16 protein-coding genes are annotated in these 14,198 nt (G+C 68.2%); 9 read left to right on the forward strand and 7 right to left on the reverse strand.

Features of this window, described 5'->3' with window-relative positions; genetic code table 11:
* Positions 1-17: 17 nt before the first annotated feature.
* Positions 18-830 (reverse strand): bifunctional DNA-formamidopyrimidine glycosylase/DNA-(apurinic or apyrimidinic site) lyase, encoded by an 813-nt coding sequence (mutM, locus tag O8I58_RS13455; RefSeq protein ID WP_298316972.1) that lies wholly within the window; start codon positions 828-830, stop codon positions 18-20.
* Positions 831-1,020: 190 nt separating this feature from the next.
* Entirely contained in the window at positions 1,021-1,836 is an 816-nt protein-coding gene (locus tag O8I58_RS13460) for an ABC transporter ATP-binding protein (protein ID WP_298316976.1), read from the reverse strand.
* Between the two features lie 68 nt (positions 1,837-1,904).
* Between O8I58_RS13460 and O8I58_RS13465 the strand changes: the two genes are divergently transcribed.
* The 5 genes from O8I58_RS13465 to O8I58_RS13485 all read left to right on the forward strand — a co-directional run bounded on the left by O8I58_RS13465 (position 1,905) and on the right by O8I58_RS13485 (position 5,590).
* Positions 1,905-2,450, forward strand: coding sequence for a TlpA family protein disulfide reductase (locus tag O8I58_RS13465; RefSeq protein WP_298316979.1), 546 nt, complete (start codon positions 1,905-1,907; stop codon positions 2,448-2,450).
* A gap of 101 nt (positions 2,451-2,551) precedes the next feature.
* Positions 2,552-3,751 carry a DesA family fatty acid desaturase gene (locus O8I58_RS13470; RefSeq protein WP_298316981.1) on the forward strand — a complete coding sequence of 400 codons (1,200 nt, stop codon included), beginning with the start codon at positions 2,552-2,554 and terminating at the stop codon, positions 3,749-3,751.
* 132 nt (positions 3,752-3,883) lie between these two features.
* Positions 3,884-4,168 carry an EF-hand domain-containing protein gene (locus O8I58_RS13475; protein ID WP_298322978.1) on the forward strand — a complete coding sequence of 95 codons (285 nt, stop codon included), beginning with the start codon at positions 3,884-3,886 and terminating at the stop codon, positions 4,166-4,168.
* A 108-nt stretch (positions 4,169-4,276) separates the two neighbouring features.
* The gene (locus O8I58_RS13480; protein ID WP_298316983.1) at positions 4,277-5,137 is read left to right on the forward strand and encodes an EamA family transporter; all 861 of its coding nucleotides are present in this window, start codon (positions 4,277-4,279) and stop codon (positions 5,135-5,137) included.
* A gap of 63 nt (positions 5,138-5,200) precedes the next feature.
* The gene (locus tag O8I58_RS13485; protein WP_298316985.1) at positions 5,201-5,590 is read left to right on the forward strand and encodes a MerC domain-containing protein; all 390 of its coding nucleotides are present in this window, start codon (positions 5,201-5,203) and stop codon (positions 5,588-5,590) included.
* A gap of 3 nt (positions 5,591-5,593) precedes the next feature.
* Here the strand turns inward: O8I58_RS13485 and O8I58_RS13490 are convergent, their stop codons facing one another.
* From O8I58_RS13490 to zwf, 4 genes are all read right to left on the reverse strand, one after another.
* Positions 5,594-7,309: an ExeM/NucH family extracellular endonuclease gene (locus O8I58_RS13490; protein ID WP_298316987.1), complete on the reverse strand. Its 1,716-nt coding sequence runs from the start codon at positions 7,307-7,309 to the stop codon at positions 5,594-5,596.
* Between the two features lie 86 nt (positions 7,310-7,395).
* On the reverse strand, positions 7,396-7,914 hold the full coding sequence (locus O8I58_RS13495; protein ID WP_298316989.1) for a c-type cytochrome: 519 nt from the start codon (positions 7,912-7,914) through the stop codon (positions 7,396-7,398).
* A 141-nt stretch (positions 7,915-8,055) separates the two neighbouring features.
* The gene (pgl, locus tag O8I58_RS13500) at positions 8,056-8,772 is read right to left on the reverse strand and encodes a 6-phosphogluconolactonase (protein WP_298316992.1); all 717 of its coding nucleotides are present in this window, start codon (positions 8,770-8,772) and stop codon (positions 8,056-8,058) included.
* The gene (zwf, locus tag O8I58_RS13505; RefSeq protein WP_298316995.1) at positions 8,769-10,253 is read right to left on the reverse strand and encodes a glucose-6-phosphate dehydrogenase; all 1,485 of its coding nucleotides are present in this window, start codon (positions 10,251-10,253) and stop codon (positions 8,769-8,771) included. Before zwf ends, pgl begins: the two co-directional genes overlap by 4 nt.
* Positions 10,254-10,387: 134 nt before the next feature.
* Here zwf and O8I58_RS13510 point away from each other — a divergent pair, with 134 nt between their 5' ends.
* Entirely contained in the window at positions 10,388-11,137 is a 750-nt protein-coding gene (locus O8I58_RS13510) for a GntR family transcriptional regulator (protein ID WP_298316998.1), read from the forward strand.
* 70 nt (positions 11,138-11,207) lie between these two features.
* Here the strand turns inward: O8I58_RS13510 and O8I58_RS13515 are convergent, their stop codons facing one another.
* A complete protein-coding gene (locus O8I58_RS13515) occupies positions 11,208-11,453 on the reverse strand; it encodes a hypothetical protein (protein ID WP_298317001.1) in 246 nt (81 codons plus the stop codon).
* Between the two features lie 235 nt (positions 11,454-11,688).
* Between O8I58_RS13515 and O8I58_RS13520 the strand changes: the two genes are divergently transcribed.
* The 3 genes from O8I58_RS13520 (at position 11,689) to O8I58_RS13530 (ending at position 14,105) form a co-directional block, all read left to right on the forward strand.
* Positions 11,689-11,976, forward strand: a complete 288-nt coding sequence (locus tag O8I58_RS13520; RefSeq protein WP_298317004.1) for a hypothetical protein — start codon at positions 11,689-11,691, stop codon at positions 11,974-11,976.
* 160 nt (positions 11,977-12,136) lie between these two features.
* On the forward strand, positions 12,137-13,279 hold the full coding sequence (locus O8I58_RS13525) for a DUF3182 family protein (RefSeq protein ID WP_298317007.1): 1,143 nt from the start codon (positions 12,137-12,139) through the stop codon (positions 13,277-13,279).
* Positions 13,263-14,105 (forward strand): alpha/beta hydrolase family protein, encoded by an 843-nt coding sequence (locus O8I58_RS13530; protein ID WP_298317010.1) that lies wholly within the window; start codon positions 13,263-13,265, stop codon positions 14,103-14,105. Before O8I58_RS13525 ends, O8I58_RS13530 begins: the two co-directional genes overlap by 17 nt.
* Positions 14,106-14,198: the final 93 nt, after the last annotated feature.

Genomic DNA, 14,198 nt, shown 5'->3' on the forward strand with positions numbered 1-14,198 from the left:
TAATGGCGAATTTCCGATCAACGTTGGCAACGCGGGCACCAGACGGTGGTGCGTTGGCCGATCTGCTCTTCTTTCAGCGTATTGGCGCATTTTTTGCAGGGCTGGCCTCCGCGGCCGTAGACCCACAACTCCTGCTCGAAATAGCCCGGCGCCCCGTCCGGGCTGATGAAGTCGCGCAGGGTTGTGCCGCCACGTCGGATGGCACGGTCCAGGATGTCTTTCACCGCCGTCGCCAGCGCCGCATAGCGCTCACGGGAGACCTTGCCGGCCGCACGCAGCGGGTGGATGCCGGCCTCGAACAGGCTTTCGGCCGCGTAGATGTTGCCCACGCCGACCACGATGCGCTGGTCCATCAGGAAGGTCTTGACCGATGCGCTGCGGCCGCGGCTGCGCTCGAACAGAAATTCGCCATCGAAGTCCTCCGACAGCGGCTCCGGTCCCAGGCCCTGCAGCAGCGCATGGGTCGTGCCCGTTGCCTGCCACAGCAGGCTGCCGAACCGGCGCGGATCGTTGAAGCGCAGCACCCGCCCGCCCTCCAGTGCCAGGTCGACATGGTCGTGCGCCTTCACCGGCGTGGCCGCGGGTAATACCCGCAGGCTGCCGCTCATCCCCAGGTGCAGCAGCGCGCTGCCGGCGTGGGTGTCGAGCAACAGGTATTTGGCGCGGCGACGCACCGCCTCGATGCGTGCGCCGGGCAGGTGCACGCGGATTTCGGTGGGGATCGGCCAGCGCAGGTCGTCGCGCCGCTGCAGCACCGCGCGCACGATGGCGCCTTCCAGGTGCGGGGCCAGGCCGCGACGGGTGGTTTCGACTTCGGGAAGTTCGGGCATGGCGGCGGCGCTGGAGCGGGTCAGGTCACGAATGGGGCGAGGGTACGCGCATCGGTCTTCTCGGAGCTTCCGGCGGCCTCCCTATAGAGCGGAGCTTGTGGCAATCCCATCTTGGGGACTCCGCTGGGGCTTTCCCCGCGCCCGTCCGAAGAGCAGCGGAGCAAGCTCCGCTCTACAGGGGCAAGCCCGCTTAGTGCGCTGCCGCGCGGTAGACGCCGCCTTCGCAGCGCACCGACAGCGTGCCGTCGTAGACCTGTGACAGCAGGGGGGCGGTCAGGGTCTGGGCGCGGCTGCCATCGGCGACGATCCGGCCCTCGCGCATCAGCAGCACGCGGTCGATCTCCGGGACGATTTCTTCCAGGTGATGGGTGACCAGCACCAGGGTGATGCCCTGGCGCGCCAGCTCGCCCATCAGGGTGCAGAACTGCTGTTGTGCGACCAGGTCCAGGCCGGCGGTGGGCTCGTCCAGCAACAGCGCCTGTGGCTGGTGGACCAGTGCGCGGGCGATCAGGACCCGGCGCATCTGGCCGGTGGACAGCTCGGCGACCAGGCGCCCGGACAGCGCCTGCGCGCCGACGCGCTGCAGGGCTTCGGCAGCCCTGGTGCGCATCTCGGCGGTGACTTCCTGGTCGATCGGCAGGACGAAACTGGCAAAAAAGCCGGTGACGACCGCGTCATCCACGCTCAGGTGCGGCATGTCCTGCAGGTCGCGGGTGGCATCGCTGGTGACCAGTCCCAGGCGCGTGCGCAGCTGGGACACATTCCAGCGGTTCAGGCCGAACACCTTGACCGGCGCCTCGCCTTCGCGCGCCAGCGGGTACAGCTCGCGGTTGATCAGCTTGATGAAGGTCGATTTGCCGCAGCCGTTGGGGCCCAGCAGCGCGGTGTGCTGGCCCAGCACGATGCGCAGGCTCAGTGCATCCAGGACGGCAGTGTCGCCGCGCACAACGGTGGCGCGGTCCAGTTCGATCAAGGGCGTTCCCGTGGGGATGGGCGCAACGGACATCGGGCGTGGGATCTCTATCTGGCAGCGGGGCGGTGAGCTTAGACTGGGGACATCAAGGAAAAAATGGAATGGATGCCATGCTTCGATCCGTGTGGGGCGCCTGCCTGCTGCTTGTTGCCGCTTTCGCCAGCCATGCCGCGACGCCACCGGAGATCGGAGACCTGGCGCCCACCGCGCTCGGCCAAGGCTGGAAAAGCGGGCCGGTCGATCTGGCCCAGTACCGCGGCAAGGTGGTCGTGGTGACCTTCTGGGCGTCGTGGTGTGGGCCGTGCCGTCGTGAACTGCCGGTATTGGACGCATTGCAGAAGCAGGTCGGCGGCGACTGGCTGAAGGTCATCGCGGTCAATGCGCAGGACGACACGGAAAACTACCGGGCGATGATGCGCCAGATGCGCGATTTCGGCCTGGTCCAGGCGCGCGACCGCGATGGCGACATCTCGGAGGCCTACGGGGTCAACGCGTTCCCGAACCTGTGGATCATCGATCCCCGGGGCCGGGTTGGCAGCCATCATGTGGGGTACGGAGAAGGCTCGACCGAGGCGATCATCGAGGAGATCCGGCGCATCGTCACCGAGGAGATCGCGCACCAGCAGGCGCCACCCCCCGCGGCCTGAACGCCATACGCAGGCGACGGGTGAAGTTTGCCGGGCCAGGCGCCATGATGGGTGGGTGCACCGGGTCCTTGCCCGGCGCTGCGTTCCCTGGAGGGGGAAACATGCATCCGACCCTGATCGATTTCCTCACTGGTGGCTTGCTGCAGTTCAGCTGGTGGGAGCTGGCGCTGGTGCTGCTGGTGTGCGTCCAGCTGACCATCTTCTCGGTGACCCTGTACCTGCATCGCAGCCAGGCCCATCGCGGCGTGGATTTCCACCCGGTGCTCAATCATTTCTTCCGGTTCTGGACGTGGCTGACCACGTCCATGATCACCAAGGAGTGGGTGGCGATCCACCGCAAGCACCACGCCAAGGTCGAAACCGACGAAGACCCGCACAGCCCGCAGACCAAGGGCATCCGCAAGGTGTTCTGGGAAGGCGTGGAGCTGTACCGCGAAGCCCGCTGGCAGCGTGCCGATATCGAACAGTACGGCCGCGGTGCGCCGGAAGACTGGATCGAGCGTCGCCTGTATACGCCGCTGGCGACCTGGGGTCCGGTGACGCTGGCGTTCGTGCAGTTCGCGTTGTTCGGCCTGCCGGGCATCGCGTTGTGGGCAATCCAGATGGCGTGGATCCCGTTCTGGGCTGCCGGCGTGGTCAACGGCCTGGGCCACTGGTGGGGTTACCGCAACTTCGAATCGGCCGACACCTCGACCAACCTGACCCCGTGGGCGTTCTGGATCGGCGGCGAAGAGCTGCACAACAACCACCATGCGTTCCCCAGTTCGGCCCGCTTCGCGATGCGCCGCTGGGAGTTCGACATCGGCTGGGCGGCGATCAAGGGCCTGGAAGCCGTGGGCCTGGCCAAGGTGCTGCGTGTGGCGCCGCGCCTGGACATCCGGCCGAACATCTCGGTGCCCGACGCTGACACGGTCAAGGCGCTGTTGTCGCACCGGTTCCAGGCGATGACCGACTACCAGCGCAACGTGTTCAAGCCGGTGCTGGCCGAAGAAGCCGCGCTGGCCGGGCAGAAGCTGCGCCAGCTGCTGCCACGGCGGATGCGTCGCGGCCTGGTCGACGACGGTCGCTGGCTCAAGCCCGACGCGCGCGACGCCCTCAACAGCTGGGTCGCCCAGCGCCCGCGCATGCAGGCGCTGGTCGAGCACCGCAAGCGCCTGGCTGCGGTGCTGGAGGCGCGCTCGCACGACGCGGCCGAGCGCCTGCGCCAGCTGCAGGCCTGGTGCAGGGAAGCCGAGGAAAGCGGCATCGCCTCGCTGCAGGCCTATTCGCAGCGACTGAAGGGCTACGCGTTGGCGCATTGAAGCCGCGCGGTTGCCGATGACACGCGCCCCGGCTTGTCCGGGGCGTGCTGTTTCCAGGGGCGCCGGTGCTGGCACACTCCCCGCATGCGTCGACGACTCTTCATTGCCCTGTGCTGCTGCGTGTCACCGGCGATGGCCCAGGTGCCGGCCGGCACCGCCGATTACCTGACGCGCATGGACAGCGACCACGACGGGCGTGTCAGCGTCGAGGAGTACGTGGCGTGGATGACCTACGCCTTCGATGCGCGCGATGCAGACCATAACGGCGTGCTGGAAGGCGCCGAGCTGCCTGGCAGCCGCGGCAAGCCGATCACGCGTGCCGCGCTGGTCGAGCAACTGCACCAGCGCTTTGCCAGGCAGGATCGCAACCACGATGGCTTCCTGGATGCGAAGGAACTGGCCTCGCCGCCGCAGTAACCGCAACGCGGCACGTCCCGAATAGAGGCTTTGACGGCAACGCGATCCACCGGCACTGCCGGCGCGCGGCGATAATGCACGCCTCTGGATTCTTGCGGTGGCTGTCCGATGTGGTTGCTTGCCCTGGCCGTGCTGTGCAGCGTGGCGGTATCGGTCCTGTTCCGCCTGGCGCCGCGATTGCGGCTGGATGTGCCGCAGGCGGTGACCTGGAATTACCTGACCGGCGCGTTGTTGGCGCTGGGCCTGCTGCATCCGCCGCTGGCGGAACTGCAGGGACCGCATGCGTCGTGGGGATGGTGGCTGCTGCTGGGCCTGCTGCTGCCGGGATTGTTCCTGGTGCTGGCCGCGTCGGTGCGACGCGCCGGCATCGTCCGTACCGATATTGCCCAGCGGCTGTCGCTGCTGCTGTCGCTGGTTGCGGCCTTCACCCTGTTCGGCCAACGCGCCGGTGGCGTGCAGCTGGCGGGTCTGGCGCTGGGGTTGCTGGCGATTCCCTGCCTGTTGGCGCGTCCGCGCGCCGGTGCGGCGCCCGAGGCGGTCGACTGGCGCCTGCCGCTGGTGGTGCTGGTGGGTTGGGCGACGACGGACGTGCTGTTCAAGCGCATCTCCGCCGATGGCGCGCCGCTCTCGGTCTCGTTGCTGGCGACCTTTGCCATCGCCTTCGTGCCGATGCTGGCCTGGCAGCTGTGGCGTCACGCGCACGGCACGGCACGGCTGCAGCTGCGCAGCGCGGTCGGCGGGCTGGTGCTGGGCGTGCTCAATTTCTCCAACATCGGCCTGTACCTGGCCGCGCACCGCGCGCTGTCGCATGCGCCGGCAACGGTGTTTGCCACCATGAACATCGGCGTGGTCGTGGTCGGGACGCTGGTCGGGGCACTGGTGTTCCGCGAGCGCCTGGGCCGGCTCAACCTGCTGGCGATCCCCCTGGCAGTGGTCGCCATCGCCCTGATCGGCCATGGCATGGGCTGACATCGCGCGGCTTGACAGGGTGTGTAGTGTTATTGTGTAACACCACTCTGGAATCCCCCCTCGATGAAGGTTTCATCTTCCGCGCACGCCATGTGCGATGCCTCGGCCATCGGCCTGTCCGCGCTGTGCCTGGCGCATTGCCTGTTATTGCCCGTGCTGGCGGCGCTGCTGCCGGTGTTCGGCAGCTGGGCGCAGGCCGAATGGGTGCACCTGCTGTTTGCCTGCATCGCCTTGCCGCTGGCCGGCGCTGCACTGTGGCGCGCACACCGGCTGCGCCCGTTGCCGCTGCCGTTGGTTGCGATGGCGGCGCTGGGCCTGGCCGGGCTGATGGCCGGTGCGTTCGAGTTTCCCTCGCATGCCTGGGAAACCCCAATCACCGTCAGCGGTAGCCTGCTGCTGGCCGCGGCGCACCTGTGGAACTGGCGCCGTCGCCCGCATTGCGCGCTGGACTGAGTCTTACAGGTCGAAGCCCAGCAGCATCGGGTCGTGGTCGGAGCTGCGCCACGGGCCGGTGACGTCGGCGCCTTCGTAGCCATCGCCGAAGGGCTCATCGGCGTTGGCGTGCCATTCGGCCGCGCCCTTCAGATGCGGAGTGAGTGCCGGTGACAGCAGCGCGTGGTCCAGGCGGCCGGTCTGGCCGTCGTAGACGTAGCTGTAGGGCGACTCGACCTTGGCCACGGCGAAGGCATCGGCCCAGCCCGCGCCGCGCAGGGTCACCAACGGGGTTTCCTGCGCATAGGCGTTGAGGTCGCCGACGATCAGGGTGCGGGTCGCCTGCTGCCCGGTTGGATCGGATTTGAGCCAGGCGTCGACGCGGCGGGCCGATTCGGTGCGGGTCGCATTCCAGCAGCCGGCGCCGTCGTGCTGGTCGGCATCGGAGCCAGCGGCCTGGCCGCAGCCCTTGGACTTGAAGTGGTTGGCCGCGACCACGAACACCGGGCCGGTCCCGCGACGGAAGGCCTGCGCCAGCGGCACGCGGCTGTGTTCGACGAACGGGCCGCCCTCCAGCACCGCCGGCTTGCCGACCGGCGTGACCTTCGAGGCGCGATAGATCAGGCCGACCCGGATCGGGTTGTCGCCCGGGCCGCTGCCGGCGTCGATGTACCGCCAGTCGCTGCCGGTGGCGTTGAGCGCATCGACGAACTGGGCCAGCGAGGACTGCGGCCCGTAGCCGTCGTTCTCCAGCTCCATCAGCGCGGCGATGTCGGCGTCGAGCGGGGTCAGGGTGGCGACCAGTTTGGCGACCTGGGCTTTCCATTCGTCCAGCGTCTTGGCGCCGCGCAGGGTCGGGAAGCCGCCGCCGTTGCCGTCGCCGTTGAACAGGTTTTCCAGGTTGAACACGGCGATTTTCAGGTTTCCCGGCACCTGCGGCGGGGCCGGGCGCGCCGCCGCCTCGACTTTGAGCGGCTGGGTCACCTGCAGGCGCCAGGCGTCGTGGCGGAAGTCGACGATCCCGGTCACGCCGGTGGCAGTGGAGCCGGTACGCACCGGGCCATTCGGCAGATAGGGCAGGGTCTTGGGATCACGCGCGTCGCTGCCGTCGTCCAGCACGATCCGGCGGCGCGCGTTGTCGGCGATGACCGCGGCCATCGCCGGGCTGCCGGCCACCGCGCGTTCGGACGGTGCCCACAGGCGGCCACCGAAGCTGGCGATGGTCTGGCCGAAGCGGGTGTCGGTGCCGTCCAGGGTCAGCGGCACGTCGATGCGCACGCGCATGCCTTCCAGCGCGGCCCAATCCGTCGGTGGTGCGGTGAGTACCTTGGGGCGCGGCGTCACCAGCGCTGGGCCCAGCATGCGGGCCTGGCTCAGCTGCAGGGTGGTGACGGTGTCGGGTGCCCTGCCTGTTTCGTTGACCACACCGGTGATCTGCCAGCGCTGGCCAGCGTGCACGTCCGGCAGTGGCGTGCCTGGCGCGGCAGTGACGAACACGGCATCGGAGGTGCCGTCATTGCCATCGCCTTCGTCCTGCAGGAAGAAACCACCCAGCCCGTCGCGGAAGTCCGCCGTCACCGTGCCTTCCACCGTCACCGACTTGCCGACCAGCGCGCTGCCCGCGCCATGCCCCTGCACCTGACCGATCTTCAACGGCGCCTCGGCCCGGGCCGGCGCACTGGCGCAGGCACACAGTGCGGCAAGGGACAGCGACAGCAGCAACGGGCGGTTCGGGGACATGCAGCTTCCAGAGAGACGATGTTGAAGGGAACGAAACGACGATGCCGCCCGAAGGCGGCATCGGAACAGGCAAGTGTGGCCTGTGATTACTTCGATTGTTCGAGCATCCAGTCGACCGTGGCGTGGATCTGCGCTTCGCTCAGGCCCGCGTTGCCGCCCTTGGGCGGCATCACGCCGCCATCGGGGCCGGTGAAGCCTTCGATGGCGTGCTTGTACAGCGTGTCCTTGCCCTTGGACAGGCGCGCGCCGAACCCGGCGGCGTCCAGCTTGGGCGCGTTGCCGATGCCGGCGGTATGGCAGGCGGTGCAGAGCTGGTCGAAGACCGTCTTGCCATCCAGGGTGCCGCCGTAGGCGCCTTGCGCGGCCTGGGCCGCGGCAGCGGCCGCAGCGGCTGCTGCCTGGGCGGCGGCACCGGTGCTGCCGGCGTAGACCGCGCCGACCGGTGTGATCCGCGCTTCCAGTTGCTTGGCCGCCACCGGCGAGACTTCCGGCGGAATGGTCTTGGACAGGAAGTACGCGCCGATGATCAGCCCCACGGTGACCAGGCCAAGAAAGCCGATCACCATCGAGAAGCGCTTGAGGAATTCCAGGTCGTAATTGCGCACAGTCCACCTTTGGCAGCGCCGTCGAGCGGCGTGGCTGAAAACACTCGGGATTGACGAATGTTCCGGTCGTGGGGGCGCCCGGTCGCCACATCCGTTCAGGCTGTGGCTGTCCGCATTATAAGCAGGCCGACCAGCCCGGCCTCAAGGACACCAGTAGGTCTGGACTGGGGCTTTAGTCGCATGCAGGACCGCGGCAATGGGCGGGCCGGCCGGCGCGGCCAGGGCCTCGCGCAGCACCTGGGCCTTCTGTTCCCCTTCGATATGCAGGTACAGATGGCGGGCAGCGGCCAGCACCGGCAGGGTCAGGGTGATGCGCGGCTCGCCCGCGGCCGGGGCATGCATGGGCACGACCCTGGCGCGGCCGGCCGGGTCCAGGGCGCGGTCCAGCCAGTCACCGCCGGGGAAGAACGAGGCCGTATGCCCATCGGTGCCCATGCCCAGCACGGCCACGTCCAGTGGCAGCGGCAGGTCGGCCAGTGCCGTTTCCAGCGCGGCCAGGGATTGTTCCGGGCCGCCAGCGTCATCGCGGTACAGCGGCAGGAAGCTGGCCGCCGCGGCGGCGCCGGACAGCAGGTGCTGGCGGACCAGTGCGGCATTGGAGCGCGGGTTGGCCTCGTCGACCCAGCGTTCGTCGACCAGGGTCACGTGGATCTGCTCCCACGCCAGTGGCTGTACCGACAGGGCCTGGAAGAAGCGCAACGGCGTGGTCCCGCCCGACAGCGCCAGCGACGCGCGGCCGCGTTCGGCCAGCGCAGCGCGCAGGTCAGCGGCGACCGAGGCGGCCAAGGCTTCGGCCAGCGCGTCGTGGTCGGCGCAGGCGTGGACCTGGGCCAGGTTTTGCGGAAGGGCCAGGCTCACGTGCCGGTGTCCTCGTGCCAGGTGCGGCCATCACGTTCGATCAGGGCCACGGCGGCGTTCGGGCCCCAGGAGCCGGCGGTGTAGGACTTGGGTGCTTCGGGCAGTTGCTCCCAGGCTTCCAGGATCGGATCGATCCAGGCCCAGGCCGCTTCGACCTCATCGCGCCGCATGAACAGCGACTGGTTGCCGCGGACCACGTCCATCAGCAGGCGCTCGTAGGCTTCGGGCTGGTGCACGCCGAAGGCCTCGGCGAAGCTCATGTCCAGCGGCACGTACTTCATGCGCAGGCCGCCCGGGCCCGGGTCCTTGATCATCAGCCACAGCTTGACGCCCTCGTCGGGCTGCAGGCGCAGGACCAGGCGGTTGGGCTGGGTCGGACCGGCGCTGGAGTCGAACAGCGAGTGCGGCACCGGGCGGAAGGCCACCACGATTTCCGATACGCGCTCGGGCAGGCGCTTGCCGGTGCGCAGGTAGAACGGCACCCCGGCCCAACGCCAGTTGGCCACTTCGGCCTTGATCGCCACGAAGGTTTCGGTGCGCGAATCGTTGCGGCCCAGTTCGTCCAGGTAGCCCGGCACGGCCGCGCCGCCCGAGGCACCGGCGCGGTACTGGCCGCGCACGGTGACATGGCTGACGTCGTCGGCGGTGATCGGCTTGAGCGAACGCAGGACTTTCAGCTTTTCATCGCGCAGGGCGTTGGCCTGCAGCGTGGCCGGCGGTTCCATCGCCACCATGCACAGCAGCTGCAGCAGGTGGTTCTGGACCATGTCGCGCAGCGCGCCGGAGGTGTCGTAGTAGCCAGCGCGCTTTTCCAGGCCCACGGTCTCGGCCACGGTGATCTGCACGTGGTCGATCCGGTTGGCGTTCCACAGTGGTTCGAACAGGATGTTGGCAAAGCGCAGCGCCAGCAGGTTCTGCACCGTCTCCTTGCCCAGGTAGTGGTCGATGCGGAAGGTCTGGGCTTCGCTGAAGACCGCGCCGACCGCGTCGTTGATCGCCGCGGCGCTGGCCGAATCCTTGCCGATCGGCTTTTCCACCACGACGCGGGCGTTGCCGTTGTTCAGGCCGGCATCGCGCAGGCGCGAACACAGGTCCACGAACAGGCTCGGGCTGGTGGACAGGTAGAACACGCGGATGCGGCCCTCACCGGTCTGCTTGAGCAGTTCGCCGAATTCATCCCAGCCTTCGTCCTTGGTGGCATCCAGCGGGCGGTAGTCGAGCAGTTGCAGGAAGGCAGGGATACGCGCGCGCAGCAGTGGATCGCTTTCGGCGATCTTGTCCAGCGCCTCGCCGACCTTGGCCCGGTACTCGGCGCCGTTCTGCGGGTCGCGCGCCACGCCGACGATGCGGCTGTCCTGCGGGATCTGGCCATCGGCATAGCGGCGCAGCAGGCCGGGCAGGAGCTTGCGCAGGGCCAGGTCGCCGGTGCCACCGAAGATCACCAGGTCGAAGCTGTCCACGGGTACGGTCTTGGCAGTCACGGCAAAGCCTTGTTGGAAGAAGAGAGCGGGCAAGACGATACCACCGCGCTACCACGGCTCCCAGCCCCACACCTGACCGCGTGAAAAATGCAGTAATCATTGAAACCTTGGTATCGCATTGGTACTTTCCCGGCATGCTTCCCGCCATCGCTACCGAATACCTGCGCCTGCAGTCGGCCGAAACCAGCCGCACCCTGGCTTATCTGCGCCTGCGGCGCGCCATCCAGCACCTGATCGACACCGGCGTGCTCGGCCCGGGCCACGGCCTGCCCAGTGAGCGTGACCTGGCGTCTGGACTGGAGCTGTCGCGGGTGACCGTGCGCAAGGCGCTGTCCGGCCTGATCGACCAGGGGCTGCTGAGCCAGCGCCAGGGAGCCGGGACATTCGTGTCCGAACGGATCGTGCGCAGCTTCTCGCGCCTGACCAGCTTCACCGACGACCTGCGCGAACGCGGCCTCAACCCGCAGGTGACGTTCCTGGAGCGCGGCATCGGCGAGGTCACGCCCGAAGAGGCGATGGCACTGAACCTGTCGCCTGGCAGTGGCGTGGTCCGCCTCTATCGCCTGCGCCACGTCGATGGTGCGCCGATTGCGGCCGAACGCACCCTGGTGCCGCACGCGCTGCTGCCCGAGCCGCAGCGGATCGGGGCGTCGCTGTACGAGGCGCTGGACACCTACGGCCATCGCCCGCGCCGCGCGCTGCAACGCCTGCGCGCGGTGGCGCTGGACGCAGAGCCGGCGCAGTTGTTGCACCTGGAATCCGGTGCGCCCGGATTGCTGGTCGAGCGTCGCGCGTTCCTGGCCGATGGCCGGGTGGTGGAGTTCACCCGTTCGTTCTATCGCGGCGACGCCTACGATTTCGTGGCTGAACTGCAGAGCGACTGACCCGCGCACAGCCTGCGGTCGCGCTTGTCGTGCAAGCGCGCGCTTGCAGGCGGTCTTCGTCGGGGCGACATCAGCACGGCGGCAGCGGATGGCGCTGGCCTGCCGACAGCAGTCGCTGCGCGTCCACGCCCAGCTCATCGAAGATCGCACCGATCCGCTCGATCGCGTGGCGCGCCTGCGCGGCATCTTCCACGTGCTGCAGGATCGCGGCCGCATCGGCGGCGCAGTCATCGAAGAAGGCCTGCTCCAGCGGCGCGCCGGCCGCGACCTTGTCGTGGAGCAGGTTCAGTTGCAGGTCCAGTTGTGCCTGATGCATGGCTGCGCCCTCGGTCGTACACCACGGATGGGTGAAACCCATCGTGAGGGGTGAATGCCCCGGCGCCCGTGTGTCCTGTGGAATGCGCTGCACACTTCGCGCATTACCGTCATGACCAGATGGAATCTCCACCGTGACATCCCGGCACGATGCGTCGCGACGTGTTGCCGCATCGTGATCGGCGCGGCAGCGTGGGCTTCGCGCCGGATTTACGCAGGCGTGCTATCACTCCTGCATGGCTGATGGACACCCGCATTTGCTTGCGCAGGTCACGCCTGTTCCGGAGCTTCCCGGCGCCGTCAGCGATCTGGCTGGCGCGCTGACCCGGGTGCAGGCCTATCTGAGCGCGACCCAGCACCGCTATGTCAGCGAGGACAGCTGGTGGCAGGGATTCGCCCGGCTGTTCATGGAACTCGAAGCGCAGTCCCGCAATCCCATTGCACTGGAGATCGCTGTCGATCAGCTGCTGGCGCGGCACGGAAGCACCAGTTGGTCGATCCAGCGTTCCCGCCTGTTGCGGTAACGCACTGCAAGCCATCGTTCCAACGTGCCGGGCCATCCGGCGACCACCTGCAAACGCACCACGCAGTCCCGCGCACCTTCGCGTTCGATCGTGAACGCTCCGCCTCGGGCCGCCTTGCGCGTGTCCGCATCGCTGTCCCCTCCGCAGGCAAGGGAAAACCATGGCCGCCATCGTCGATCTCCAGCCGTTACACGCGTTCGCAGCGCCGATGCCGATGCTGCATGCGCCGCCGGTCACGCCGCTGTTCACCGACTCGGCGCGTGCGCCGCACGAACGGGCCAGCGTGGCCTGCTTCGGCCGGCGCCTGGCATCGCTGATGGGCCGGGGATTCCGCGAACAAGCCTTGCTTGGGCTGCCTGGCTATTTCATTCCCATGGAAACGCTGACCTGCGAGGACGCGGCAATGCTTGGCATCACCTGCGCACGGGACCTGTTTGGCGGCGTGGTGCCGCTGGCCTTCGTGGCCAGCAAGTTGGTGACCCACGGTTTGGTCGAGGCGGGTCGTGGCGCGCCCGAGGGTTGGCAAGCCACGCTGGGCGAAGCCCTGGGTGATGCGGTGCTGCCCGGCTATTCGGTGTTCACCCGCCACGATCTGCGCACGGCCGTGAGGCAGCTGCTGCCGCTGGGCAAGGTGCGCTGCAAGCTGGCCCATGCGCGCGGCGGCAACGGGCAGAAGGTGCTGGCATCGACCGTCGGGCTGGAGGCGTGGCTGGCCGATGTCGCGGATGCGGAGATCGCCGATGGCGTGGTCGCGGAAACCAACCTGGAGTCCGCACTGACCTTCAGCATCGGCTGCGTGGAGGTGGGCGGAGATGCCATCGCCTATTTCGGCACCCAGCGCACCGTGGAAACGCCGAGGGGCGATACCGTCTATGGCGGTTCGGTCCTGCGCGTGGCGCGGGGCGGCCTGGATCAGCTGCGGCACGTGCCGCTGCCGCTGGAAGCGGCTGCCGCCATCGCCAAGGTCCAGCATTACGAAGCGCAGATTGCGTCGGCTTATCCCGGATTCTTCGCCTCGCGCCGCAATTACGACGTGGTGCACGGGTGCGATGCGCAGGGCGTGGAGCGCTGCGGCGTGCTGGAGCAGTCATGGCGGTTTGGCGGGGCCAGCCCGGCCGAGATCCTGGCGCTGGAAGTGCTGGCCGCCGAACCGTCGGTGCCGTGGCTGGATGCAATGACCTACGAGACCTGGGACGACGAGCCGGTGCCCGGCGATGCGGTGGTGTACTTCCAGGGCGAAGTGGCTTCACTCGGCCGCCTGACCAAATACGCTAGGGTCGTCGGCGATGGACGTGACCCTTGAACACATCGGTTTTCCCGTCGATGCGGACCAACTTTCCGGCACCTTGCTGGCACCGGCGCGTGCGCTGCCCGGGGTGCTGTTCGTGCATGGCTGGGGTGGCAGCCAGGACCATGACCTGGCGCGTGCGCGCGAGGCCGCCGGCCTGGGCGTGGTCTGCCTGACTTTCGACCTGCGTGGCCACGAAGGTGACGCGCAGATGCTGGAGCGGGTGACGCGCCAGCAGAACCTGGATGACCTGCTGGCGGCCTATGACTGGTTCGTGCAGCAGCCCAACGTGGACGAGAACGCGATCACCGTGGTCGGCATCAGTTACGGCGCCTATCTGGCCGCGATCCTGTCCTCGTTGCGGCCGGTACGCTGGCTCGCCCTGCGCACGCCGGCGCTGTACAAGGATGAAGACTGGGCCTTGCCCAAGCGTCAGCTGCACCAGGACCCGGACCTGGTCCCGTTCCGTCATCGCCAGGTGGCCTGGCAGGACAACCGCGCGCTGCGCGCCTGCGCCGATTTCCAGGGCGACGCGCTGATCGTCGAAGCCGAACTGGACCAGATCATCCCGCACCAGGTGATCGACAACTACATGTCTGCCTTCACCCGTGCCCGCTCACGCACCTCGCGCGTGATCGCCGGTGCCGATCATGCGTTCTCGGAGAAGCCGGTGCAGCGCATCTATACGGCGGTGCTGGTGAAGTGGCTGACCGAGATGGTGGTCGGTGCGCGCGAACACGCGGCCCGCGAGAAGATCAACGAACGCAAACGCGTGCGCGATGGGCAGTCGTCGGCGCCATCCAGCCATGCGGCGGCCGCAGGCGATGCGATGACGCGTTGAGCGGGCATCAGGCCTGCAGCAGCGCGTTCTTGTAGAGCCGAGCTTGCTCGGCTGCATTTCGGAACGACGGCTGCGGAATGCCCCAGCGCAGCA

This window comes from Pseudoxanthomonas sp., from assembly GCF_027498035.1.
Classification (GTDB): Bacteria; Pseudomonadota; Gammaproteobacteria; order Xanthomonadales; family Xanthomonadaceae; genus Pseudoxanthomonas_A.